We start from the raw sequence: 22,962 nt of genomic DNA on the forward strand, positions 1-22,962 counted from the left end.
TGCTCAAGGATACATCATGGACAAGCTGCCCGCGCAAATGACCGTGGTCGCCATCTCCAAGCCCGGCGGACCCGAGGTGCTGCTGCCGGAACAGCGTCCCGTTCCGCAGCCCGGTCCCGACGAGATCCTGGTCAAGGTGCAGGCCGCCGGCGTCAACCGGCCCGACGTGGCGCAGCGCTCCGGCGCCTATCCGCCGCCGCCCGGCGCCAGCGACCTGCCCGGCCTCGAAATCGCCGGTGAAGTGGTCGCGGTCGGCAGCAATGCCAAAAAACACAAGGTCGGTGACATCGTGATGTCGCTCGTCGCCGGCGGCGGCTATGCGCAGTACTGCATCGCGCAGGACGCCCAGGCGATGACCGTGCCGCCGGCACTGTCGATCAAGGAAGCCGGTGCACTGCCGGAAACCCTGATGACGGTCTGGCACAACGTGTTCGAGCGCGGTGGCCTGAAGGCCGGCGAGACGTTGCTGATCCATGGCGGCTCTTCCGGCATCGGCACCATGGCGATCCAGCTTGCGAAAGCGTTCGGTGCAAAAGTGTTCGTCACCGTCGGATCGCAGGACAAGATCGATGCCTGCCTGAAGCTCGGTGCCGACCGCGCCATCAACTACAAGACCGAGGACTTCGTCGAAGTGATCAAGGCGGAGACGAACAAGGCCGGCGTCAATTTGATCCTCGACATGGTCGCAGGCGAGTATGTCGACCGCAACTATGACGCCGCCGCGGTCGACGGGCGCATCGTGCAGATCGCAACGCTCAACGGCCCCAAGGTCAGCGTCAACATCGCCAAGGTGATGGTGAAGCGGTTGACCCATACCGGCTCGACCTTGCGCCCCCGTAGTAATGCGGACAAGGCGGCAATGGTGGCCGCAATTGAAGCGAAAGTGATGCCGCTTTTGCGCGAGGGCCGCGTCAAGCCGCTGATGGACAGCGCTTTCCCGCTGGAAAAGGCATCCGAGGCGCACCGGCGCATGGAGACCTCCGCACATATTGGCAAAATTGTGTTGGAGGTCTAGGCCGCTGGCCGACCGGGGACGCCGGAAACCCTTTGATTTTCCTCGCTTTCGTGGCATCTATCGCGACGCGCCGAACGACTTCTGTTCGGCGTGAAATCGTCTTTACCTGACAGTCTTGCTCACTGAGTTTGCGTCGAACGCGGAGAACTGGCCTTGCGTCTGATCAGGTGCCTCGCGCCCATCGCGCTGGGCCTCATGATTCTTGTCGCCGCGTCGCCTGCACGCGCGCTCGACGCTGTCAGCGTCCGCGGTGACGCGCCCGCGATCGACCTCACCGGCGTGCTCGAGCATCAGCGCAGCGACGCCGACCGCATCCAGGTCTCCACCGCGCCGGGCACCGACGGCATCGTCCGCCGCATCGAGGTGCGCGCGCGCGAGGGCGGCCAGAACTGGATCGTGTTCGCGCTCGCCAACAACACCGACGACCAGCTCGACCGCCTGATCGTCGCCCCGCATTACCGCATTGTGTCGTCGGGCCTGTTGTGGCCCGACCTCGGGCTGTCGCGCATCGCGACCATCACGCCTTCGATCGGCGACCGGCCGGAGCGTCAGGAAAGCGCGACCGCCGACGTGTTCCGCATCACGCTCGATCCCGGCGCCGTCGTCACCTTCGTGGCGGAACTGCGCACCGACAAGCTGCCGCAGCTCTATCTGTGGGAGCCGGAAGCCTACAAGGACAAGGTCAACTCGTTCACGCTGTACCAGGGCATCGTGATCGGCATCTCCGGCCTTCTCGCCCTCGTGCTCACGATTCTGTTCGTGGTGAAGGGGAGCATCATGTTCCCGGCCGCCGCGGCGCTGGCCTGGGCGGTGCTGGTCTATATCGGCGTCGATTTCGGCTTCTGGGGCAAGGTGCTCGACATGTCGAACAACGCCGAGCGCATCTGGCGCGCGGCGGGTGAAGCGATACTGGCAGCGACGCTGCTGGTGTTCCTGTTCGCCTATCTCAACCTCAGTCGATGGCATGTGCGCTACTCCCACATCACGGTGGGCTGGCTCGCGTTCCTCGGCTCGCTGGTCGCGCTCGCTCTGTTCGACCCGGCCGTCGCCTCCGGCATCGCGCGCATCTCGCTGGTGCTGATCGCCTTCGCCGGCTTCACGCTGATCGTCTATCTCTCCACCCACGGCTTCGACCGCGCGGTGCTGCTGATCCCGACCTGGTTCCTGCTGGTGGTCTGGGTGGTCGCGGCCGGCATGACGGTGGCCGGTTCCGTCACCAACGACATCGTCGGCCCGGCGCTGCTGGGCGGCCTCGTGCTGATCGTGATGCTGATCGGCTTCACGGTGATGCAGCACGCCTTCGCCGGCGGCGGCGCCACCACCGGCGTCGTCTCCGACATCGAGCGCCGCGCACTGGCGCTGGCCGGTTCCGGCGATCTGATCTGGGACTGGGACGTCTCCGCCGACAAGGTGTTCACCAGCCCCGAGACGGAAGCCCTGCTTGGGCTGAAGCGCGGCACGCTCGAAGGGCCCGCGGCCTCCTGGCTCGAGGTGCTGCATCCGCTCGACCAGGATCGTTTCCGTGCCGCGCTGGACAGCGTGCTCGACCAGCGCCGCGGCCGGCTGGTGCAGGATTTCCGCCTGCGCACCCCCGACGGCCATTTCATGTGGTTCGCGCTGAAGGCCCGTCCGGTGGTCGGCTCGGACGGCGAGGTCTCGCGCGTGGTCGGCACGCTCACCGACGTCACTGAGCTGCGCAACGCCGAGGAACGCCTGCTGCACGATTCCGTGCACGACAACCTCACCGGCCTGCCCAACCGCAAACTGTTCATGGACCGGCTCGGTGCCGTCGCGCATTTCGCCAAGTCGATGCCGACCCTGCGGCCGACGCTGATGGTGATCGACCTCGACCGCTTCAAGCAGGTCAACGATTCCGTCGGCATCGCGGTCGGCGATTCCATCCTGCTGACGCTGGCCCGCCGCCTCACCCGCATCCTGAAGCCGCAGGACACGCTGGCCCGGCTCGCCGGCGACCAGTTCGGCCTGATCCTGCTCTCGGAGCAGGACCCGGCCCGCATCACCGCCTTCGCCGAAACCATCCGCAAGACCATCCGGGCGCCGATCGCCTTCAACGACCGCGAGATTTTCCTGACGGCCTCGATCGGACTTGCCTTGTCCGACCCGCAGACGCAGCTCACGGACGAAATCATCAAGGACGCCGAGCTCGCGATGTATCACTCCAAGCGCATCGGCGGCGATCGCATCGACGTCTACAAGCCGGCGATGCGCGCGCGAAAGACCGATCGCCTGACGCTGGAAAGCGAGCTGCGCCGCGCCATCGAGCGGCAGGAGCTCACCATCCTGTACCAGCCGATCGTCCGGCTGGAGGACCGTTCGGTCGCGGGTTTCGAAGCGCTGGCACGCTGGGATCATCCGAAGCTCGGCCGTATGGCGCCGTCGGAATTCATCACGATTGCGGAAGAGACCGGCCTGATCGTCGACCTCGGCATGTTCGTGCTCGACCAGACCGCAAAGCAGCTCTCGATCTGGCAGCGCGCGATGCGCTCGCGCGAGCCGATCTTCGCTTCCGTCAACGTCTCCTCGCGGCAATTGCTGCGCCACGATCTGATCCACGACATCCGCACCGTGCTGTCGCGCTCCTCGGTGGCGCGCGGCACGCTGAAGCTGGAACTGACGGAATCGCTGGTGATGGAGAATCCGGAGCACGCGGCCCAAATGCTGACCCGGATCCGCGAGCTTGGAACAGGCCTGTCGCTCGACGATTTCGGCACCGGCCATTCGTCGCTCGCCTATCTGCAGCGCTTCCCGTTCGACACCATCAAGATCGACCAGTCCTTCGTCCGCACCACCAACCGCGGCACCCGGCCGGTGATCCTGAAGTCGATCATCGCGCTCGCGCATGATCTCGGCATGGACGTGGTGGCGGAAGGCGCCGAGACCGATTCCGACGCGGTGGAGCTCTATCAGCTTGGCTGCGAATACGCGCAGGGTTTTGCTTTTGGCGAGCCCATGGACGCGGACGCCGCGATGCGGCTGCTGACGGAAGTGCGGTTAGAGGCGGCGAGCTGATCTTTCTGTTTCCCTTCTCCCCTTGTGGGAGAAGGTGGCGCGAAGCGCCGGATGAGGGGTTGCATCCGCAAATTCAGAAACAAGAAGAGTCGCGCGCGGAGAGATGCCCCTCACCCGTCTCGCCGCTCCGCGGCGAGCCACCCTCTCCCGCAAGGGGAGAGGGGAAGAAGGTCTCCGTCACCTTCTATCCCGGCCTCCGCCCGTCCTTCTTCATCTTCGTGAACCGCACCGTCTGGCCATCCGGCATCCGCGTGGCCTTGAAGCCGGCGGCGATGCAGGCCTCGCGCTGCGGCATCTGGATATCCGGGCTGCGCGCGGTGTCCCACCATGAGGCACGGTTGGCCGCCCGCGGCAGGGCCGCGCCGATGATCTCCTCGATCTGCTCGAAGCTCAGCATGAATTCCATCTGCTTCTGCCCCAGCAGGTAATCGCGTAGCGCGTCGTAATCGTTCACCGCCGTCCTCACCAAATGCCCGCGGCCTGATCTGCTGAAAAGCGATGCCCGCGGAAACCAATCCTTAACTGATTGCAGCAGCGCCGTCGCGGCTTAAACACTACGCAAGATTTCAGGCGCATCCGTTAGGGTCGGGAGCAAAGGATGCTGTCTGGATGGCGCGAAGCCATGGCCCGCCGGCCCTGGCGTATTTCGGCGAAGCTGCTGATCATCTCGTCCGTCGTGACGGTGATCGGCTTTTCGGCCATTTGCGTCAACGTCATGCTGGACATGCGCCGCGGCGAGGAGGCACTGGCCCGCCAGACACTGGAAAACCTGGCGACCTCGATCGACGCCGACATCAGCCGCAACATCGATATCTACGACCTGTCCCTGAAGGCGGTCGCCAGCAACATGCTGCTGCCCGAGATCAACACGGTCTCCAAGCCGATCCGCCAGCTCATCCTGTTCGACCACGCCACGACCGCAAAGCATTTCGGCGCCATCCAGGTGTTCGATGCGGACGGCAATCTGTCCATCGATGCGTCCACGCTCGACCCGGTGGCGGAAAATCGCGGCAGTGAGGAGTACTTCACGGTCCATCGCGACAATCCCGATGCCGGCCTCTTTATCAGCCGTCCGATGCTGTTCCGCGGCGCCTACTCCATCGTGCTGAGCCGGCGTCTCAGCGATACCGACGGCGGCTTCCTGGGAGTCGTCGCCGGCTCGATCCGCTTCACCTATTTCCACGAATTGTTCGAGCGGCTGAGCCTCGACCCCGAGGACACCATCACCGTGCTCAAGCGCGACCGCACCATCATGATGCGCCGACCGTTCGATCTCGACATCATCGGCAAGAATCTGAACGACCGCCAGAGCTGGAAGGCGGACAACTTGCGCGTCGGCGGCTCGTTTGCGGGACAGGGCCCGGTCGATCCGACCGCGCGGCTCTATGCGCGCAGCGCCGGCACCGGCCCGCTGTTCGTGGTGGCGGGCAAGCCGCTGAGCACGGTGTTCGCGCTGTGGCGGAAGGAAGCGCTTCGCATCGGCGCCGTGGTTCTGGTGCTCGCACTGTTCGTGCTGGGCTCGGCGATCCTGCTTGCCCGCGAGATCGGCCGGCGAGCGGATGCCGAAAACAAGCTCGAGGAGATGGCAACGACCGACGCGCTCACGGGCCTGCGCAACCGCCGCAAGTTCGACCAGACGATCGACACCGAATGGCGCCGCGCCATGCGCCAGAAGACACAGGTTGCGCTCTTGATGATCGATGCCGATCACTTCAAGGCCTACAACGACACCTTCGGCCACCAGGCCGGCGACCAGGTGCTGGTCGGCATCGCCATCTGCATCTCCGATTCGGTGCGCCGCGCCGGCGACTGCGCCGCGCGCTATGGCGGCGAGGAGTTCGCCGTGCTGCTGCCGAACACGTCCGCCACCGACGCCTTCAAGATCGCCGAGACCATCCGGGCCAAGGTGCTGGGCTGGTCCGACGGCAGCGCGGGGTCGACCGTCTCCTGCGGCATCGCCAGCCTCGCGCCCACGAGCGGCGCGGACTGGACCGTCCTGGTCGCCGCTGCCGACAAGGCGCTCTATGCGGCGAAGGCCGGTGGCCGCAACCAGTCGGTGGTAGCGAGCCTGCCGAAGCTGTCGCTGGTGGCGTGAGGGGCTGCTGTCGTCGTCAGGCGTGACGAACAAATCACCAAGCGCTCAGTGTCGTCCCCGCGAACGCGGGGACCCATAACCACAGGGAAGAATTTGGCGAAGACTCGTCGTTCGGTACTGCGGCCGAACGCGATCGATGGCTTCCGCGGTATGGGTCCCTGCGCCCCGTGCGCAATTGCGCACTAGGCAGGGACGACAGCGAAACAGCGGCGACTACTGCCCGAGATACTTCTTCATCTCCGCGATCAGCCCATCACGCAATTCCGGCCGCTTGAGGCCGTAGGCGATGTTGGCGCGGAGGAAGCCGGGCTTGGAGCCGCAATCGTGGCGCTCGCCCTCGAACTCGACGCCGTAGAATTTTTGCGACTTGGCGAGGCCGATCATGGCGTCGGTGAGCTGGATTTCGCCGCCGGCGCCGCGCTCCTGGGTCTCGAGGATCTTGAAGATCTCGGGCTGCAGAATGTAGCGGCCGGTGATCGAGAGGTTGGAGGGCGCAGTGCCCTTGGCCGGCTTCTCGACCATGCCGTCGACCTCGAACATCTTGCCGGTGCGCTTGCCGACGCCGCAGATGCCGTATTGATGGGTGAGATGGTCGGGCACCGCCTCGACCGCGATGACGTTGGATTTTTCGCCGAGCTTGCCGGCGGTCTCGATCATCTGCTTCAGGCAGCCGGGCGTGTTGAGCACGAGCTCGTCGGGCAGCACCACCGCGAACGGCTCGTTGCCGACGATATCGCGCGCGCACCAGACCGCGTGGCCGAGGCCGAGCGGCGCCTGCTGGCGGGTGAAGCTGACGGCGCCGGCTTCCGGCTGGTTCTGCGCCAAAATCTCCTGCTCGGCCTTCTTGCCGCGCGCAGCGAGCGTCGAGTCGAGCTCGAACATCTTGTCGAAATGATCTTCGATGACATTTTTGTTGCGGCCGGTGACGAAGATGAAGTGCTCGATGCCGGCTTCCCGCGCCTCGTCATAGACGTACTGGATCAGCGGCTTGTCGACGATGGTGAGCATTTCCTTCGGCATCGCCTTGGTGGCCGGCAAAACGCGGGTGCCGAGGCCGGCGACGGGGAATACAGCTTTGCGGATTTTCATGTGATTGATCGAATACCTTGGGGCGCACGTGAAAGAAGCAATGGCATCTTGCTAACCGTTTTGCAGCCGGTAACAAAGGCGGATGTAGGGCTCGGCCGTTGGAATTGAGAAAAGGCCACCACTGAAATTTCACCTTTGTTAAGATATTGGCAACCGTAACGAGGCCTCCTGATGGCTGATTTTTGGCCGGACGGATGGGACATGAGGCAATCGGTGGCAGGCTTGGCAAAACGCGGGGGATCTCTGGCCGGCGCAACAATCATTGCGGCCGCGCTTCTGTTCCCTGCGGTCGCACAGGCTCAAGGACAACAAGGGCAAAACGGGCTGTCGAAGCTGTTCGGCGGCATTTTCTCCGGCCCGGATCCCGCACCGTCGCAGCCCGCGCCTGCCCCGGGCGGCGCGCAACCCTGGAGCGGCGAGGACGGCGCCTCCGGCCATCCACTGATGACGGCGGCTGCGATCCGCGAGGCTGCCGGCAATTTTGACAATTGCGTTGCCGGGATGTGGCCTGATGCCGCACGGCGCAACATCACACAGGAGAATTTTCAGCGCTTCACCGCTGGCCTTTCGCCCGATCTGCGCATCATGGACCTGATGGATTCGCAACCCGAGTTCACCAAGTCGATATGGGATTATCTCGACATTCTCGTGAACGACAATCGGCTCGCCAAGGGCAAGGAAGTTCTCGCCAAGTACAAGGCGCAGTTCGACGCGACCGAGAAGGCCTATGGCGTCGACCGCTACATCATCGCCGCGATCTGGGGCATCGAGTCCAATTATTCGACGCAGATGGGCGACCGCAGCGTGCTGCAATCGACCGCGACGCTCGCCTGCGTCGGCCGCCGCCAAACCTATTTCAAGGACGAATTCCTCTCCGCGCTGGAGATCCTCAACCGCGGCGATTTGCGCCCGGAGCAGATGCGCGGCTCCTGGGCCGGCGCGTTCGGCCCGACCCAGTTCATGCCGACCGCGTTCAAGCGCTTCGCCGTCGACGGCGATGGCGACGGACGGCGCGACGTCGTCGACAACGCAAGCGACCTGATCGCCTCCACCGCCAACAATCTGAAGAAGGACGGCTGGCAGAGCGGCCAGACCTGGGGCTTCGAGGTCGTGGTGCCCCAAGGCTTCAACTACATGCTGGCTGATCGCGCCAAGGCGATGACGATCGCGCAATGGGAGAAGCTCGGGCTCAAGCGCGCAACCAACCAGCCCTTCCCGCATCCGGCGGAGAAGGCCTATCTGCTGGCGCCCGCCGGCGCGCAGGGGCCCGGCTTCCTGATGCTGCAGAATTTCCGGGTCATCATGAAATACAATCCGGCCGAGGCCTATGCGATGGCGATCGGCCATTTCGCCGACCGCCTGCGCGGCGGCCAGCCCTTTGTGCAGCAATGGCCGCGGCAGGAGCGGGAATTGTCCCGGACCGAGCGGCTGGAACTCCAGCAACTCCTGGTCCAGCGCGGCTTCTACAAGGGTACCCCGGACGGCCAGTTCGGCGGCCAGACCCGGGACGCGCTGCGCAACTTCCAGGCCTCGATCGGGGTGCCCGCGGACGGTTTTGCCTCCTCCGACGTGCTGGACCGGCTGCGCGGGCGGTAAAATCGCGCCGAAAGTAACCCTGAGGCGGGATTTTGCCCGATCGGCGGTGGTTGGCCCCAAGAATCTGCAAGAGAATTTGCCCGTTTGGCGCCCGATTCCGTTATTATAACGACCTACTTCCAGACCCCGTTGCGCGCGCCCGAGATCGCATGTCGAAGCCAAAATCCTTTTTCAAGGCGCTGACCGAGACCGGCCCGTTGATCGCGCTGGGAACGGCGCTTGCGATCATGGTCTCGATCGCGGGACCGGCTTCGGCGCAGTTCTTCAACTTCCCCGGCTTCGGCGGCCCGCCGCAGCGTCAGGCGCCGCCGCGCAGCGGTGGTGGCGGCTGGTTCGGCGGCGATTTCTTTGCGCCGTTCCAACAGCAGCAGCAGCAGGCCCCGCGCCAGGATTTCTCGCGCGCGCCGGCACCTGGCAAGCGCGACACCATCCCGGACAAGAACGTGCTGGTGATCGGCGACGCCATGGCCGACTGGCTCGCCTACGGCCTGGAAGACGCCTACACCGAGCAGCCCGACATGGGCGTGATCCGCAAGCACAAGACCACGTCAGGCCTGATCAAGTACCAGCCGAAGGGTGAGCCCTCGGACTGGGCGGCTGCGGCAAAGGGCATTCTGGAAACCGAGAAGCCCGACGTCATCGTCGTCATGCTCGGCCTCAACGACCGTATCGCGATCCGCGAAGCCGCGCCGGACAAAACGGACAAGCCGGCCGACAAGGACAAGAAGAACGACAAGGGCGCGCGCGGCAAGCCGCCGGCGAAGCCCGGCGATGCCAAGCCCGACACCGCCGCCAAGCCCGACGACAAGCCGGCCGATACCGATCTGCCGCAGGACGACGCCGACAACGCCGATACGCCGGCGGCCGCGCCGGAAAAGACCGCGCGCAATCCGAACGGCCTCTACGAATTCCGCGACGACCACTGGGTCGAGCTCTACGGCAAGAAGATCGAGGAGCTTGCCAACGTCCTCAAGGCCAAGGGCGTGCCCGTGCTCTGGGTCGGCCTGCCCGCGATCCGCGGACCCAAGGGCACCGCGGACATGCTGTTCCTGGATTCGCTCTACCGGGAAGGCGCCGCCAAGGCCGGCATCACCTATGTCGACGTCTGGGACGGCTTTGTCGACGAAGCCGGTCGCTTCCTGCAGAAAGGTCCGGATTTCGAAGGCCAGATCCGTCAGCTCCGCAGCGGTGACGGCGTCTATTTCACCAAGCCCGGCGCCCGCAAGCTCGCCCATTATGTCGAGCGCGAGATCACGCGCCTGCTGGCGGGCCGCTCCGGCCCGATCGCGCTGCCGAGCGAGCCGGCGACGCCCGACACCAGTGCCGAGCCCGGCAAGCCGGCGCCGCGGCCGCTCGCGGGCCCGATCGTGCCGCTGGTTGCAGCCTCGATCTCGACCGATCAATTGCTGGGTGGACCTGGCACGCGCCCCGCCGCCGTCGATGCGCTTGCCGCCAGAACGCTGGTGAAGGGCGAGCCGCTCGCCGCACCCGCGGGCCGTGCCGATGATTATTCATGGCCGCGCCGCGAAGTCGGTCGCGAGCAGGCCAAGGGCGATACGCCGATGGCCGCGACGACGCCTGACGGTGGTGCTGCGGCGCCCGGCACGACACCGGGTGCAGCCGCCGCGATCGCGCCACCCAAGCCGCTCGCACCGAAGAAGCCGACGCCACCGCCGCAGCAGCCGGCACAGGCCGCGCCGTCATTGCGTGATTTCTTCGGCTTCGGCTCGCCGCAGCCGGCGCCGCGTCAACTGGCGCCCGCCCCGCGCAACCCGAATCCCAACCCTGCGATTCCGCGACCGCCCGGCAATGTCGGGCGCTCGGCGGAAGTGGCGCGGTAGTCGTTGCTCTGAATTAATTTGTCATTCCGGGGCGCGCCTCTTGGCGCGAGCCCAGAATGACGGGCCGACGTCAGCCGTAATAACGCCAGCGCGGCGGCGGGCGACGGGCGGGGCGCGACATCAGCAGCGCGAGCGCGAAGCCAATGCCACCGGCAATCAGCAGCGCACCGAGCGGATTGTCCTGCACCTTTTGCGAGATCGCCTGCGAGCCGCCGCGAAGGGTCTCGCCACTGTTCTCGTAGGCATCCTTGGCGTAGCTCGCAGCGGTGTCCGTGGCGTCGCGCACGGCGTCCTTCGCCTGGCCGTAGAGATTCTGCACAGTGCCGGCGGCTTCGCGCGCCTTGCCCGACGCCTGTGTCTGCGCATCGCCTGCCATGTCTCCGATGGCGCCTTCCGCACGTCCGGCGAATTCCTTGGCCGATCCGACGATCCTGTCCTTGTCCATGATGCTCCTCCTCGGGGGTCTGCCGGAGTAACCGATCAGGAGCAGCGCAGTTCCAGTGCTGCTTAGAGAATAAGGCCGCCATCGACGACCAGTGTCTGGCCGATGATGTAGGACGACAGCGGCGAGGCCAGAAACAGCGCCGCGCCCGCCATGTCGGCCGGCGTGCCCAATCGCCGCAGCGGAATGCGCAAAAGTGCACCTTCGAGCCGCTTGGGATTGTCGGTTGTCACCTTCGTCATCTTGGTGTCGACCAGACCGGGCGCGATGCCGTTGACGCGAATGCCATCCTCGGCCCACGCCTCGCCCAAAGTCCGCGTCAATCCGACCGCGCCGGTCTTCGAGGCGTTGTAGGCGGGATTGCCCATGGTGGAATGATAGGCGGCGGTCGAGGACACCATGATCAGCGCGCCCTTGGAGTCCCGCAACATGGAATGAAAGCGCGTCGCGCACGCCATCAGGCTCATCAGGTTGACCTCGACGACCTTGCGGAAGCCCGCCATCTCGAACTCGCCGCGGCGATAGATCACTGCACCTTGCGCTAGCACCAGAATGTCGAGCTTGTCGAAGGACGGCTTGAACGCTTCGATCGCACTGGGGTTGCTGACATCGAGCTGCGCGTAGGCCAGGCCGCTGAGATCGGAGCCTTCCTCTACCGAATATTCCGTCGCACGAGCGCGCGTGCCGCAAACCGCGACGTCCGCGCCTCTCGCGCGAAAGGCTTGCGCGATGCCGTTGCCGATACCGCTGGAACCACCGACGACCAGCACCTGCTTGCCGGAGAAATCGAGCTCGTTTGCCATCGCGGCCTCCCCTTTTGTTTTGCTTGTTTGACCTGTCTGCGGATCGATGCCAGCCTTGTCAATCTCATAACAAGAAACAAGAGACGCGAGGAAACAGCATGTCCGAATTCAAGCAGCTCAGCCGCTCCGTGAAGGGCCTGACCGTTCTCGTCACCGGCGCAGCCAGCGGCATGGGGCGCGCGACTGCACGCGTGTTCGCCACCGAGGGCGCGAATGTCGCCACGACCGACTATGACGAGCAAGGCGCGCTAGCCGTCGCGAAGGAGATCGCAGCGAGCGGTGGTTCGGCGAAGGCGTGGAAGCTCGATGTCGCCGACGGCGGCGAGATCAGGCGCGTGGTCGACGATGTCGCCGCACATTTCGGCGGGCTCGACGTCGTCGTCAACAATGCCGGCATCTCCGTCCGCGTCGCGATCGACGACGAGGCTTACGAAGACGCCTGGGCCAAGGGCATCGCGGTGATGCTGACGGCGCATCCGCGCATCATCCGCGCCGCATTGCCTCACTTGCGCAAGTCGAACAGCCCGCGCATCGTCAACATCGCGTCGACCGAAGCGCTTGGCGCCACCGCATTGCACAGTCCCTATTCAGCGGCGAAGGGCGGTGTCGCCAGCCTCACCCGCTCGCTCGCGGTCGAGCTCGGCCGCGAAGGCATAACCGTCAACTGCATCTGCCCGGGGCCGATCCGCACCGCCATCACCGACCGGATCTCCGAGGAGCACAAGACAATTTACGCCAAGCGCCGCACCGCACTCGGTCGTTACGGCGATCCCGAGGAGGTCGCACATATGACGCTGAGCCTGTGCCTGCCGGCGGCGTCGTTCCTGACGGGTGCGGTCATTCCCGTCGACGGCGGGTTGATGGCGCGCAACGCGTGAGAGCCATGCGCGGCGAGCGTTGACAACGACGGGTGCGGGAGTAGCTTTTTCATCGACAGAGTGGGACCAACCGCTCGCGGTTTGCGGGAGAGACGCCATGACGATCGCCATCCGGCAGCTTCAGAAGCATTTTGTCGGCGAGGTTTCCGGCCTCGACCTGCGGAATCCGCTCACACCGGATGAGGCCCGCGAAGTCGAGTCTGCCATGGACACATACGCGGTGCTCGTCTTCCACGACCAGGACATTACCGACGAGCAGCAGATGGCCTTCGCGCTGAATTTCGGTCAGCGCGAGGATGCACGCGGCGGCACGGTGACGAAGGAAAAGGACTACCGGCTCCAGTCCGGCCTCAACGACGTCTCCAATCTCGGCAAGGACGGCAAGCCGCTCGCCAAGGACAGCCGCACGCATCTGTTCAACCTCGGCAACTGCCTGTGGCATTCCGACAGCTCGTTCCGCCCGATCCCGGCCAAATTCTCGCTGCTGTCGGCGCGCGTGGTGAACCCGAAGGGCGGCAACACCGAATTCGCCGACATGCGCGCGGCCTATGACGCACTCGATGACGAGACCAAGGCCGAGATCGACGATCTCGTCTGCGAGCATTCGCTGATGTATTCGCGCGGCTCGCTCGGCTTCACCGAATATACCGACGACGAGAAGGCCATGTTCAAGCCGGTGCTGCAGCGGCTGGTGCGGACGCATCCGGTGCATCGCCGCAAGTCGCTGTATCTCTCATCGCATGCCGGCAAGATCGTCAGCATGAGCGTGCCGGAGGGACGGCTGTTGCTGCGCGATCTCAACGAGCACGCGACGAACGCGGAATTCGTCTACGTCCACAAATGGAAGCTGCATGACCTCGTGATGTGGGACAACCGCCAGACCATGCACCGCGTCCGCCGCTACGACCAGTCCCAGCCCCGCGACATGCGAAGGGCGACGGTAGCGGGGACCGAGCCGACGGTGCAGCAGCAGGCGGCGGAGTAGGTGCGGCACATTCCGCTGTCGTCTCGGACAAGCGAAGCGCTGCTCAGCAACTGGTGTCATCGCCCGGCCTGACCGGGCGATCCAGTACTCCGAGACGATTGTGATGGAGGCGATCGGCCGCAGCGTACTGGATGCCCCGGTCAAGCCGGGGCATGACAGGGGAGAGTGCTGCGACAGCGCAGCGCCAACTACGCGTGCCCCGCCTCGTTCGACAGCATGCCGGGATCAATCCCGATCTTGCGCAGGGCGCGGCCGTATTTCTCGTCGACGTCGTCGCCGAAGATCAGATCCGCATCGGCATCGCAATGCAGCCAGCCATTGCTCTGGATCTCGGTCTCGAGCTGGCCTGGCGCCCAGCCGGCATAGCCGAGCGCGAGGATCGCGTGCTTGGGGCCGGAGCCGTTGGCGATCGCGCGCAGGATGTCGACGGTCGCGGTGAGGCAGACGCCGTCGTCGATCCGCAGCGTCGCGTGCTCGATGTAGAAGTCGCTGGAATGCAGCACGAAGCCGCGACCGGTGTCGACCGGGCCGCCGGCCAGCACCTTCATGCTTTCGGCATTCTGGGGCAGCTTGATGTGCTCGCCCTTCTTGACGATGCCAAGCTGCTCGAGCAGTTCCGGGAAATCGATGCTGCCGGCCGGATGATTGACGATGATGCCCATCGCGCCCTCGGCCGAATGCGCGCAAAGATAGATCACCGAGCGCTCGAAGCGGGAGTCGCCCATGACAGGCATCGCGATCAGGAGCCGGCCGTCGAGATAACCGGCCGAACTGGGGAGCCCGCTGCGGGTGCTTTCGCCCGTCCTCTTGCCTGTGGGAGCCATGGATGAAGCACTCCGGTTTCAATTCCTATCCTGATGTCGGGCCGCGCCGCTGTCAAATCAAGGCTTGCAGAGACCAGATTCAAGTGCATCCATCACAAGCAATTCAATGGTTTGCCCCGAAACGACCCTGTAAAGACGTGCCATGTTGACAAGAGTTCCCCTGCAAGCGGCGATTGGCGTCGCGACAACCTTGCTTGCGTCGTTGTTGGCGACGGGCGCCCATGCGGACGACGCTTCACTGTGGCAGCGCGACGGACATTCCGCGGTGCGATTGCTCGCGGGATCGCGTAGCGGCGCGGTCCTGCTCGGCGGTATCGCGTTCCAGCTGCAACCCGGCTGGAAGACCTATTGGCGCATGCCGGGCGATTCAGGCGTGCCGCCGCGGTTCGACTTCTCCAAATCGGACAATGTCGAAGCGGTGACCGTGATGTGGCCGGCGCCGCTGAAATTCGACGACGGCGCAGGCGGTCATTCGATCGGCTATCACGACCAGATCGTGCTGCCCTTGCGCATCGTGGCCAAGGCTGCCGACAAGCCGGTGACGCTGCGCGCCGAGATCAACTACGCTGTCTGCGAAAAGCTCTGCATTCCCGTCGAGGCCAATGTCGAGCTCGGCTTCAACAACGTCGCCTCGACCGAGGACGCCAATCTGCGCACGGCACTCGACACCGTGCCGAAGCCCGCCACCATCGGCGATCCCAATCCGCTGACCATTCGCGACGTCAAGCGCGACGGCCCCAAGAACGTGGTGGTCGACGTCGTTGCGCCCGCGGACAGCAAGGTCAATCTGTTCGTGGAAGGGCCGACGCCCGAATGGTCGCTGCCGATTCCAGATCCGGTCGAGCACAGCCCGCCCGGCGTCAAGCGGTTTTCCTTCGAGCTCGACGGATTGCCGCCGGGCATCAAGCCCGACGGTGCAGCGCTGAAGTTCACGCTGGTCGGGCCGGAGAAATCGTACGAGTTCAATACGAATTTGGAGTAGCCCGGGCTGTCGCGGCACTCTCAGCTGTCGTCCCGGACAAGCGAAGCGCCGATCCGGGACCCATACGCCGCAGCAATAGTTTTGCGAAGGCTCGGAGTTGCCAGCGAGCACCACACTGCTCCCTGTGGTTATGGGTCCCGGCCTTCGCCGGGACGACAGCGGGGGTTGGCGCGACACCAAGGACAGCACGCCCCACCCAACCGAATCTTAACGAATGGTTGCTAATCCCGAGCCCGCCGCAGCACGCGGAACGCCCGGGGATTCCCAGAATTGGCCGTGATGGATGCAGAACCCGTAACGACCGGACCGGCCGGGCTGATCGCGCGGCTGCGCGCCAGGCTGACCGGCGGTTCGAGCGAAGCGTCGCTGACGCGGCGGCTGGCCGGCACCATCTTCATCATTCGCGTGATCAGCGCGGGACTCGCCTATTTCTCGCAGGTCCTGCTCGCACGCTGGATGGGGACGTCCGACTACGGCATTTATGTCTATGTCTGGACCTGGGTGCTGCTGCTCGGCAGCATGATGGATTTTGGCATCTCGGCGTCCGCGCAAAAAATCATTCCGGAATATCGCGCCAGCGGTGACCATGCGCTGCTGCGCGGCTTTCTCTCCGGCAGCCGTTGGCTGACCTTCGCCGTCTCCACGCTGGTGTCGCTGGGACTCGCCGGCGTCGTCAAGCTGCTGTCGCCCTGGATCAATCCGGCCGAGGAGCTGCCGCTCTATATCGGCTGCATGACGCTGCCCGCCTTCGTCGTCGCCAACACCCAGGACGGCATCGCGCGCTCGCATGACTGGATGCAGCTCGGCCTGATGCCGCAGTTCATCATCCGCCAGGCGCTGATCATCGGCATCACCGCCGGCGCCTTCCTGCTCGGCTATCATCTCGGCGCGATCGCCGCGATGGTGGCGAGCGCCGGCGCGGTCTGGATCGCGATGACCGGGCAGATGGTGGTGCTGAACCGCAAGCTCGCCGAGCACATCGCGCCCGGCCCCAAGGCCTATGACGTCAGCGGCTGGCTCGCGGTGTCGCTGCCGATCCTGCTGGTCGAAAGTTTCTACCTGCTCCTGTCCTACACCGACGTGCTGGTGCTGCAGCAGTTCCGCCCGTCCGACGAGGTCGGCGTCTACTTTGCTGTCGTCAAGACGCTGGCATTGGTCTCGTTCATTCATTACGCGATGTCGGCGACGACCGCGCATCGCTTCGCGGAATACAACGCGCTCGGCGACAAGGCGCGGCTGTCGGCCTATGTCGCGCACGCCATCAACTGGACGTTCTGGCCGTCGCTGGCGGCGACCGCCGTGCTGCTCGCACTCGGCAAGCCCCTGCTCTGGCTGTTCGGGCCGCAATTCGTCGTCGGCTACGACATCATGTTCGTCGCCGCCATCGGCCTCGTGGTGCGTGCCGCCATCGGCCCGGTGGAGCGCCTGCTCAACATGCTGGGCCAGCAGAAGATCTGCGCGCTGGCCTACGCCCTGGCGTTCGTGATGAACGTCGTGCTCTGCATCGCGCTGGTGCCACGCTTCGGCGGCCACGGCGCCGCGGCCGCGACCTCGATCTCGCTCACCTTCGAGACGGTACTGCTGTTCTGGATCGTGCGGCAGCGCCTGGGGCTGCACGTCCTGGCGTTTGGTAAATAGGTACGACGCGCCCGTCCCTGCCCGCGCCCCCGGGGAACGGCTGTCTCGCAACGCACCCGGGGACAGCGCGAATTGCCTGCCCTTTTCCATCTCAGAGTACAATTTTTCTTATTCCACCCAAGAGGTTGCGCCTCAGGGGAAATTTATTCTACGTCTTATTGCCCAACTGACGAGATAAATCTAGATTTCCCCAACCATGATTGATCCGCTTTACGTCGCCTCGGGATTCGGCGTCGGCCTGCTTGTCGGGCTGACCGGCGTAGGAGGCGGCTCGTTGATGACGCCGCTGCTGATCCTGCTGTTCGGCATCCACCCGACCACCGCCGTCGGCACCGACCTGCTCTATGCCGCTGCCACCAAGACCGGCGGTAGCGTGGTCCATGGCTGGTCGCGCAGCGTGCACTGGCCGGCCGTGGTGCGGCTCGCCTGCGGCAGCATCCCGGCAAGTGCGCTGACGCTGCTGGTGCTGTGGAAGCTCGATCTCAGAAGCGATGCCGAGCGCAACCTCGTCAACCTGGTGCTGTGCTTCGCGCTGATCCTGACCGCGACATCGCTGATCTTCCGCAGGTCGATCATGGAGCGCTATCGCCGGCGCATGGAGCAGGTCAGCGAGCGCACCACGGTGATTGCGACCGTCGTCACCGGAATCGTGCTCGGCGTGCTGGTCTCGATTTCATCGGTCGGCGCCGGTGCGGTCGGCGTGACCGTGCTGCTGCTGCTCTACCCGCGCCTGCCGATGGCAACCATCGTCGGCTCCGACATCGCCCACGCCGTGCCGCTGACGCTGGTGGCCGGCATCGGACACTGGATGCTCGGCTCGGTCGACTGGGGGCTGATGGGCGTGCTGCTGCTGGGCTCGCTGCCCGGCATCATCATCGGCAGCTACAGCGCGACGCGCGTGCCGGAGACGGTGCTGCGCCTGACGCTCGCCAGCGTCCTTGTCGTCGTCGCAGGCAAGATCATGTTCGCGGAGCTGAACCTGCAATCCGCGATCGTGACGGCTCTGGCCTGGAGCCATTGAGACTCGACCAGGCGCTCTACTCTCGCTGTCGTCGCCCGGCTTGACCGGGCGACCCAGTATTCCAGAGACAGCCGCGATTGAACCGAGACGCCGCGGCGTACTGGATGCCCCGGTCAAGCCGGGGCATGACAGTGTGTGCCCCCTTACTCCGCGGTCCAGCCGCCGTCGATCGACAGGTTGGTACCCGTGATCTGCGCGGCATCGTCGCTGCACAGGAACAGCGCCAGCGCTGCGACCTGCTCGGACGTGACGAACTCCTTGGTCGGCTGGGCGTCGAGCAGCACGTCGTTGATGACCTGCTCGCGGGTGAGGTTGCGGGCCTTCATCGTATCCGGGATCTGCTTCTCCACCAGCGGCGTCCAGACATAGCCGGGGCTGATGCAGTTGCAGGTGATCTTGTTGGTCGCGACTTCCAGCGCCACGGTCTTGGTCAGGCCGGCGATGCCGTGCTTGGCCGACACATAGGCCGACTTGAAGGGCGAGGCGACCAGCGAGTGTGCCGACGCGGTGTTGATGATGCGGCCCCAGCCCTTCTTCTTCATGCCGGGGACGGCAGCGCGGATGGCGTGGAAGGCCGAGGACAGGTTGATCGCGATGATCTGGTCCCACTTCTCCGGCGGAAACTCCTCGATCGGCGAGACGAACTGGATACCGGCATTGTTGACGAGGATATCGACCGAGCCGAACGACTTCTCGCCGAGCGCGATCATCCCGGCGATCTCGGCCGGCGTGGTCATGTCGGCGGGCGAGTAGACCGCTTTCACGCCGAAATCGGACTCGATCTTGGCGCGTTCCTTCTCGATGTCCTCCGGCGAGCCGAAACCGTTGATGACGACATTGGCGCCGGCAGCCGCAAAGGCACGCGCATAGGCGAGCCCGATGCCGCTGGTCGAACCGGTCACGACGGCGTTCTTGCCTGACAGAGTACCCATATTATTCGCTCCTTTTTGGCGGGGGCGCGGTGACGTCCCCCGTGAGATCGTAGGTCACCATGGTCTCGCCGGACTGCGGCTTCTCGAGCCAGTCCTTGTGACGCATCGACAGGTGCACGTCGCGCACGCCGCTTTCCCAGTGCTCGACCATGGCGACATGCGAGAAGTCGTAGTCCTTGGACGAGGATTCGTAGTTCTTGCTGCGATAGATCAGATGCACCACGGTGACCGTACTCTCACGTGCAACCTTCGCAAGGAACTCGACCGAAGGGTCGTTCTTGAGATAATCGGGCAATTTCGAAATCAGGTCGCGCACGGCGCGGCGGGCGTTGTGCAGCTGCTTGTTCTTGTCGGTGTTCATCCGCGTCCGACTGGAGAAGCGGATGTCCTTTTCGCGCTCGGTGGCCTCGAGCAGCGAGTTCGGCAGATCGCCACGCGCACTGAACAGATCGACCTGGAAGATCAGCATGTCGCGATCGACTTCGGCGTCGAGCACGAAGTCGAGCGGCGTGTTGGAGGCGATGCCGCCGTCCCAATAATGCTCGCCCTCGATCACGACCGACGGAAACCCCGGAGGCAGCGCGCCGGAGGCCATGATGTGCTCGGGGCCGATTTTCTTGCCGAGCTTCTTGAACTCGTAATTGTCGAAATATTTGAAGTTGCCGGAGGTGACGCCGACCGCGCCGACCGACAAGCGCGTCTTCAAATCGTTGATGCGATCGAAATCGACAAGCCGCTCCAGCGTCTTCTTCAACGGCGCGGTGTCGTAATAGCTCTCGGCCTGCGGACTGCCCGGCGGCCAGAGCGGCGCCGGCGGCAGGCGCGGCGTGAAAAAGCCGGGCACGCCGAAGGTCGCGATCAGCGCGGCGCTGGTGGAATTGAACAGCTCGCGGCTGTGATCGCTCTTGCCGAGAGGCTTCCACGGCACCGGCGCGGACACCATCTCCCAGAATTCCTTGAGCCGCTTGACGCGGATGTGGCCCTCATTGCCGGCGATGATGGCGGCATTGACCGCACCGATCGAGATGCCGGCAACCCATTCCGGTTCGAAATCGAAATGGCACAGCGCCTGATAGGCGCCGGCCTGATAGGAGCCGAGCGCGCCGCCGCCCTGGAGAACCAGGACGCGCTGCGCCTTCGCGGGGACTGTTGCGACTTCCGGGCTATGATCTGTCATTCGGGAACAATAGCAAAAGGCGAGCCACCGTGGCGACAGTCTGCCGCGGCGTCAATGCATCCCGGGATCAAGTCTGGCTTATCGGGGGTCGGTCGACGCCAGGATCATGGTCCAGAACACCTTGTATTTGGTGCCTGGAGCATAGCCCGCCGCTATGCCCAATTTTGTGACACCGCCCTTGAGCATGTTGGCGCGGTGCGGGGGCGAGTCGCGCCAGCCGGAAAACGCTTCCGCCAGCGTATGATAGCCGGCCGAGATGTTCTCGACCGCCACGGTCGCGGGGTAGCCACCGGCGGCAAGGCGCTTGGCGAGCGGCGCGCGGACGTCATGGTCCATCTTGTTGGCGGCAGCCATGGCGTTGGACTGGGATTCGGCGAGCCGCATCAGATCGGGGTCGACGATGACGGTGCCGAGGCCGTTGTTCTGGCGGTATTGCGAGATCATGATCGCGGCCGCCGGCGCATCGAGCTTGGCGCCCGGGACCGACATGTCGGCATACATCGACGGCTGCTGGACCGGCGCTTCGTTGCCGGCGCAGCCGGCGAGAAGCAAAGTGATGAGTATTGCGGCCGCAGCGCGCATGAATCGAGGCCCCCAAAGGAAGGGCCGTTGTTGCATACCAACCGTGGCTGAAAGGTGAATTTTGAGGAAAATTCACCCCGTTAAGGCACCTCAGGCGCCCGCAAATATGCGGTAGCGGCGGGGCTCGAGGCCGATCGTGTCGCCGGCGCGCAGTTCCCGGTCACGAGGGGCGTCGATCTCGATGGTCTCGCCGCCTGACAATGCGACCTCGGCTCGCTGCACGGGACCGAAATTGCGGACATGCTGGACCGCGCCCTCGAAGGCACCCGAGCCTGCCGGGCCGACCAGCATGTCGTGTCGCCGCACGAACAGCTTTGACGCGCCAGGCGCAAGCCCGTCCGCCGCAAGATTGAGCGGGCGATCCCCGAGCCGGATGACGCCGCCCTCGACCTGGACCGGCAGCTCGATGGATTCGCCGATGAAGCCGTGCACGAAGGCGGTCGCCGGCGTCTCGTAGACGTCGTCGGGCGAGCCGATCTGCTCGATCCTGCCCTTGTCCATGACGACGACACGGTTGGCGACTTCGAGCGCCTCCTCCTGGTCGTGGGTGACGAAGATCGAGGTGACGTTGATCTCATGATGCAGCGAGCGCAGCCATTTGCGCAGCTCCTTCCGCACCTTCGCATCGAGCGCACCGAAGGGCTCGTCGAGCAGCAGGATGCGCGGCTCGATCGCGAGCGCGCGGGCGAGCGCGATGCGCTGGCGTTGGCCGCCGGAGAGCTGGCTCGGATAGCGGTCGGCGAGCCAGTCGAGCTGCACGAGGTCGAGCAGCTCCTTCACGCGCCTGCGGATCGTCGCTTCGTCCTTGCGGATCGCGCGCGGTTGCACGCGCAGGCCAAAGGCGACGTTCTCGAACACGCTCATGTGGCGGAACAGCGCGTAGTGCTGGAATACGAAGCCGACATTGCGTTCGCGCGCACCTTGCGCCAGCGCATCCTCACCGTTGAAGGCGACTTCGCCCGAGTCGGGCCAGTCGAGGCCGGCGATGATCCGCAGCAGCGTGGTCTTGCCGGAGCCGGAGGGGCCGAGCAGCGCGAGCAGCTCGCCGTCATTGACCTTGAGGTCGACGCCGTCGAGCGCAGCAAAGCTGCCGAACCTCTTGACGAGATTTTTGACTTCAATGGTCATTGACGTCGTGTCCTTCGTCGAGATGACGTTCGAGAATGGTCTTGGCGATCAGCGTGATCAGCGCCAGCATCGCGAGCAGCGAGGCGATCGCGAATGCGGCGACGAACTGGTACTCGTTGTAGAGAATCTCGACCAGCAGCGGCATGGTATTGGTCTCGCCGCGGATATGGCCGGAGACGACCGAGACCGCACCGAACTCGCCCATCGCGCGCGCATTGCAGAGCAGGACGCCGTAGAGCACGCCCCATTTGATGTTGGGCAGCGTGACGCGGAAAAAGGTCTGCAAGCCGGAGGCGCCGAGCGAGATCGCGGCCTCTTCTTCTTGCGTGCCCTGCTCCTGCATCAAGGGGATCAGCGCGCGCGCCACGAAGGGGAAGGTCACGAAGGTGGTGGCGAGCGCGATGCCGGGCACCGCGAACAGGATCTGGATGTCGTGATCCCTGAGCCAGCCGCCGAAATAGCCCTGCGCGCCGAACAGCAACACGAAGACCAGACCCGAGATGACCGGGCTCACCGAGAACGGCAGGTCGATCAGCGTGATCAGGAAGGTTTTCCCGCTGAACTCGAACTTGGCGATCGCCCAGGCGGCGACGAGGCCGAACACGAGGTTGAGACCGACCGAGATCGCCGCGACCAACAGTGTCAGCTTGATCGCAGCCAGCGCCTCCGGCTCGGCGAGCGCATTGAAATAGGCCAAAACACCCCGCGAGAAAGCCTGCGCGAACACCAGCACCAGCGGCAGCACGACGAAGACTGAGAGGAACGCGATCGCCAGCACGATGATGGCGATGCGGACGGCCTTGGGCTCGGTGCGGAGATTGTTGCGCGCGGCGGCCGCGTGGACGCGCGCCTTCGCCTCGGGCGAGGTGAGCGAAACGGAATCGGCGATCTGCATCGTCATCGC

The 22,962-nt window shown here is 64.9% G+C and carries 20 protein-coding genes; 10 read left to right on the forward strand and 10 right to left on the reverse strand.

All coding sequences use genetic code 11. The features are described from left to right. The first annotated feature begins 16 nt into the window (after positions 1 to 16). The gene (locus NLM32_RS39075) at positions 17 to 1,015 is read left to right on the forward strand and encodes an NAD(P)H-quinone oxidoreductase (RefSeq protein WP_254133993.1); all 999 of its coding nucleotides are present in this window, start codon (positions 17 to 19) and stop codon (positions 1,013 to 1,015) included. Positions 1,016 to 1,168: 153 nt separating this feature from the next. Further along, positions 1,169 to 4,045, forward strand: coding sequence for an EAL domain-containing protein (locus NLM32_RS39080; RefSeq protein ID WP_254133994.1), 2,877 nt, complete (start codon positions 1,169 to 1,171; stop codon positions 4,043 to 4,045). A 184-nt stretch (positions 4,046 to 4,229) separates the two neighbouring features. On the opposite strand, the gene NLM32_RS39085 is transcribed toward NLM32_RS39080, so the two are convergent. After that, positions 4,230 to 4,499: a hypothetical protein gene (locus NLM32_RS39085; protein ID WP_254133995.1), complete on the reverse strand. Its 270-nt coding sequence runs from the start codon at positions 4,497 to 4,499 to the stop codon at positions 4,230 to 4,232. Positions 4,500 to 4,643: 144 nt separating this feature from the next. Between NLM32_RS39085 and NLM32_RS39090 the strand changes: the two genes are divergently transcribed. Next, positions 4,644 to 6,140: a diguanylate cyclase gene (locus tag NLM32_RS39090; RefSeq protein ID WP_254133996.1), complete on the forward strand. Its 1,497-nt coding sequence runs from the start codon at positions 4,644 to 4,646 to the stop codon at positions 6,138 to 6,140. 213 nt (positions 6,141 to 6,353) lie between these two features. Here the strand turns inward: NLM32_RS39090 and galU are convergent, their stop codons facing one another. Next, positions 6,354 to 7,229 (reverse strand): UTP--glucose-1-phosphate uridylyltransferase GalU, encoded by an 876-nt coding sequence (gene galU, locus NLM32_RS39095; RefSeq protein ID WP_254133997.1) that lies wholly within the window; start codon positions 7,227 to 7,229, stop codon positions 6,354 to 6,356. 201 nt (positions 7,230 to 7,430) lie between these two features. Between galU and NLM32_RS39100 the strand changes: the two genes are divergently transcribed. Both NLM32_RS39100 and NLM32_RS39105 read left to right on the forward strand, forming a co-directional pair. Continuing rightward, on the forward strand, positions 7,431 to 8,825 hold the full coding sequence (locus tag NLM32_RS39100) for a lytic murein transglycosylase (RefSeq protein WP_254135525.1): 1,395 nt from the start codon (positions 7,431 to 7,433) through the stop codon (positions 8,823 to 8,825). A gap of 149 nt (positions 8,826 to 8,974) precedes the next feature. After that, positions 8,975 to 10,666, forward strand: a complete 1,692-nt coding sequence (locus tag NLM32_RS39105) for an SGNH family hydrolase (RefSeq protein WP_254133998.1) — start codon at positions 8,975 to 8,977, stop codon at positions 10,664 to 10,666. Between the two features lie 70 nt (positions 10,667 to 10,736). Here the strand turns inward: NLM32_RS39105 and NLM32_RS39110 are convergent, their stop codons facing one another. Further along, positions 10,737 to 11,111 carry a CsbD family protein gene (locus NLM32_RS39110; RefSeq protein WP_254133999.1) on the reverse strand — a complete coding sequence of 125 codons (375 nt, stop codon included), beginning with the start codon at positions 11,109 to 11,111 and terminating at the stop codon, positions 10,737 to 10,739. Between the two features lie 62 nt (positions 11,112 to 11,173). Beyond that, positions 11,174 to 11,911 carry an SDR family NAD(P)-dependent oxidoreductase gene (locus NLM32_RS39115; protein ID WP_254134000.1) on the reverse strand — a complete coding sequence of 246 codons (738 nt, stop codon included), beginning with the start codon at positions 11,909 to 11,911 and terminating at the stop codon, positions 11,174 to 11,176. A 98-nt stretch (positions 11,912 to 12,009) separates the two neighbouring features. Between NLM32_RS39115 and NLM32_RS39120 the strand changes: the two genes are divergently transcribed. Next, complete coding sequence (locus tag NLM32_RS39120) at positions 12,010 to 12,789, forward strand: SDR family NAD(P)-dependent oxidoreductase (RefSeq protein ID WP_254134001.1); 780 nt, start codon at positions 12,010 to 12,012, stop codon at positions 12,787 to 12,789. 97 nt (positions 12,790 to 12,886) lie between these two features. Further along, entirely contained in the window at positions 12,887 to 13,774 is an 888-nt protein-coding gene (locus NLM32_RS39125; RefSeq protein WP_254134002.1) for a TauD/TfdA family dioxygenase, read from the forward strand. A gap of 188 nt (positions 13,775 to 13,962) precedes the next feature. Here NLM32_RS39125 and NLM32_RS39130 read toward each other — a convergent pair whose 3' ends face one another. Beyond that, positions 13,963 to 14,598: a YqgE/AlgH family protein gene (locus tag NLM32_RS39130; RefSeq protein ID WP_254134003.1), complete on the reverse strand. Its 636-nt coding sequence runs from the start codon at positions 14,596 to 14,598 to the stop codon at positions 13,963 to 13,965. 142 nt (positions 14,599 to 14,740) lie between these two features. Here NLM32_RS39130 and NLM32_RS39135 point away from each other — a divergent pair, with 142 nt between their 5' ends. The 3 genes from NLM32_RS39135 to NLM32_RS39145 all read left to right on the forward strand — a co-directional run bounded on the left by NLM32_RS39135 (position 14,741) and on the right by NLM32_RS39145 (position 18,239). Continuing rightward, positions 14,741 to 15,580, forward strand: a complete 840-nt coding sequence (locus NLM32_RS39135; protein ID WP_254134004.1) for a protein-disulfide reductase DsbD domain-containing protein — start codon at positions 14,741 to 14,743, stop codon at positions 15,578 to 15,580. A gap of 270 nt (positions 15,581 to 15,850) precedes the next feature. Continuing rightward, entirely contained in the window at positions 15,851 to 17,218 is a 1,368-nt protein-coding gene (locus tag NLM32_RS39140; RefSeq protein ID WP_375143610.1) for an oligosaccharide flippase family protein, read from the forward strand. Between the two features lie 196 nt (positions 17,219 to 17,414). Then, positions 17,415 to 18,239, forward strand: a complete 825-nt coding sequence (locus tag NLM32_RS39145; protein WP_254134006.1) for a sulfite exporter TauE/SafE family protein — start codon at positions 17,415 to 17,417, stop codon at positions 18,237 to 18,239. Positions 18,240 to 18,382: 143 nt separating this feature from the next. On the opposite strand, the gene NLM32_RS39150 is transcribed toward NLM32_RS39145, so the two are convergent. The 5 genes from NLM32_RS39150 to cysW all read right to left on the reverse strand — a co-directional run bounded on the left by NLM32_RS39150 (position 18,383) and on the right by cysW (position 22,959). Next, on the reverse strand, positions 18,383 to 19,171 hold the full coding sequence (locus NLM32_RS39150; RefSeq protein ID WP_254134007.1) for a 3-hydroxybutyrate dehydrogenase: 789 nt from the start codon (positions 19,169 to 19,171) through the stop codon (positions 18,383 to 18,385). Position 19,172: 1 nt separating this feature from the next. Beyond that, a complete protein-coding gene (locus tag NLM32_RS39155; RefSeq protein WP_254134008.1) occupies positions 19,173 to 20,348 on the reverse strand; it encodes a patatin-like phospholipase family protein in 1,176 nt (391 codons plus the stop codon). 78 nt (positions 20,349 to 20,426) lie between these two features. Further along, positions 20,427 to 20,930, reverse strand: a complete 504-nt coding sequence (locus tag NLM32_RS39160) for a CAP domain-containing protein (protein WP_254134009.1) — start codon at positions 20,928 to 20,930, stop codon at positions 20,427 to 20,429. Between the two features lie 90 nt (positions 20,931 to 21,020). Beyond that, a complete protein-coding gene (locus NLM32_RS39165; RefSeq protein ID WP_254134010.1) occupies positions 21,021 to 22,058 on the reverse strand; it encodes a sulfate/molybdate ABC transporter ATP-binding protein in 1,038 nt (345 codons plus the stop codon). Beyond that, positions 22,048 to 22,959 (reverse strand): sulfate ABC transporter permease subunit CysW, encoded by a 912-nt coding sequence (gene cysW, locus NLM32_RS39170; protein WP_254134011.1) that lies wholly within the window; start codon positions 22,957 to 22,959, stop codon positions 22,048 to 22,050. Before cysW ends, NLM32_RS39165 begins: the two co-directional genes overlap by 11 nt. Between the last annotated feature and the right edge of the window lie 3 nt (positions 22,960 to 22,962).

The sequence above is a fragment of the Bradyrhizobium sp. CCGUVB14 genome, assembly GCF_024199935.1.
GTDB lineage: Bacteria > Pseudomonadota > Alphaproteobacteria > Rhizobiales > Xanthobacteraceae > Bradyrhizobium.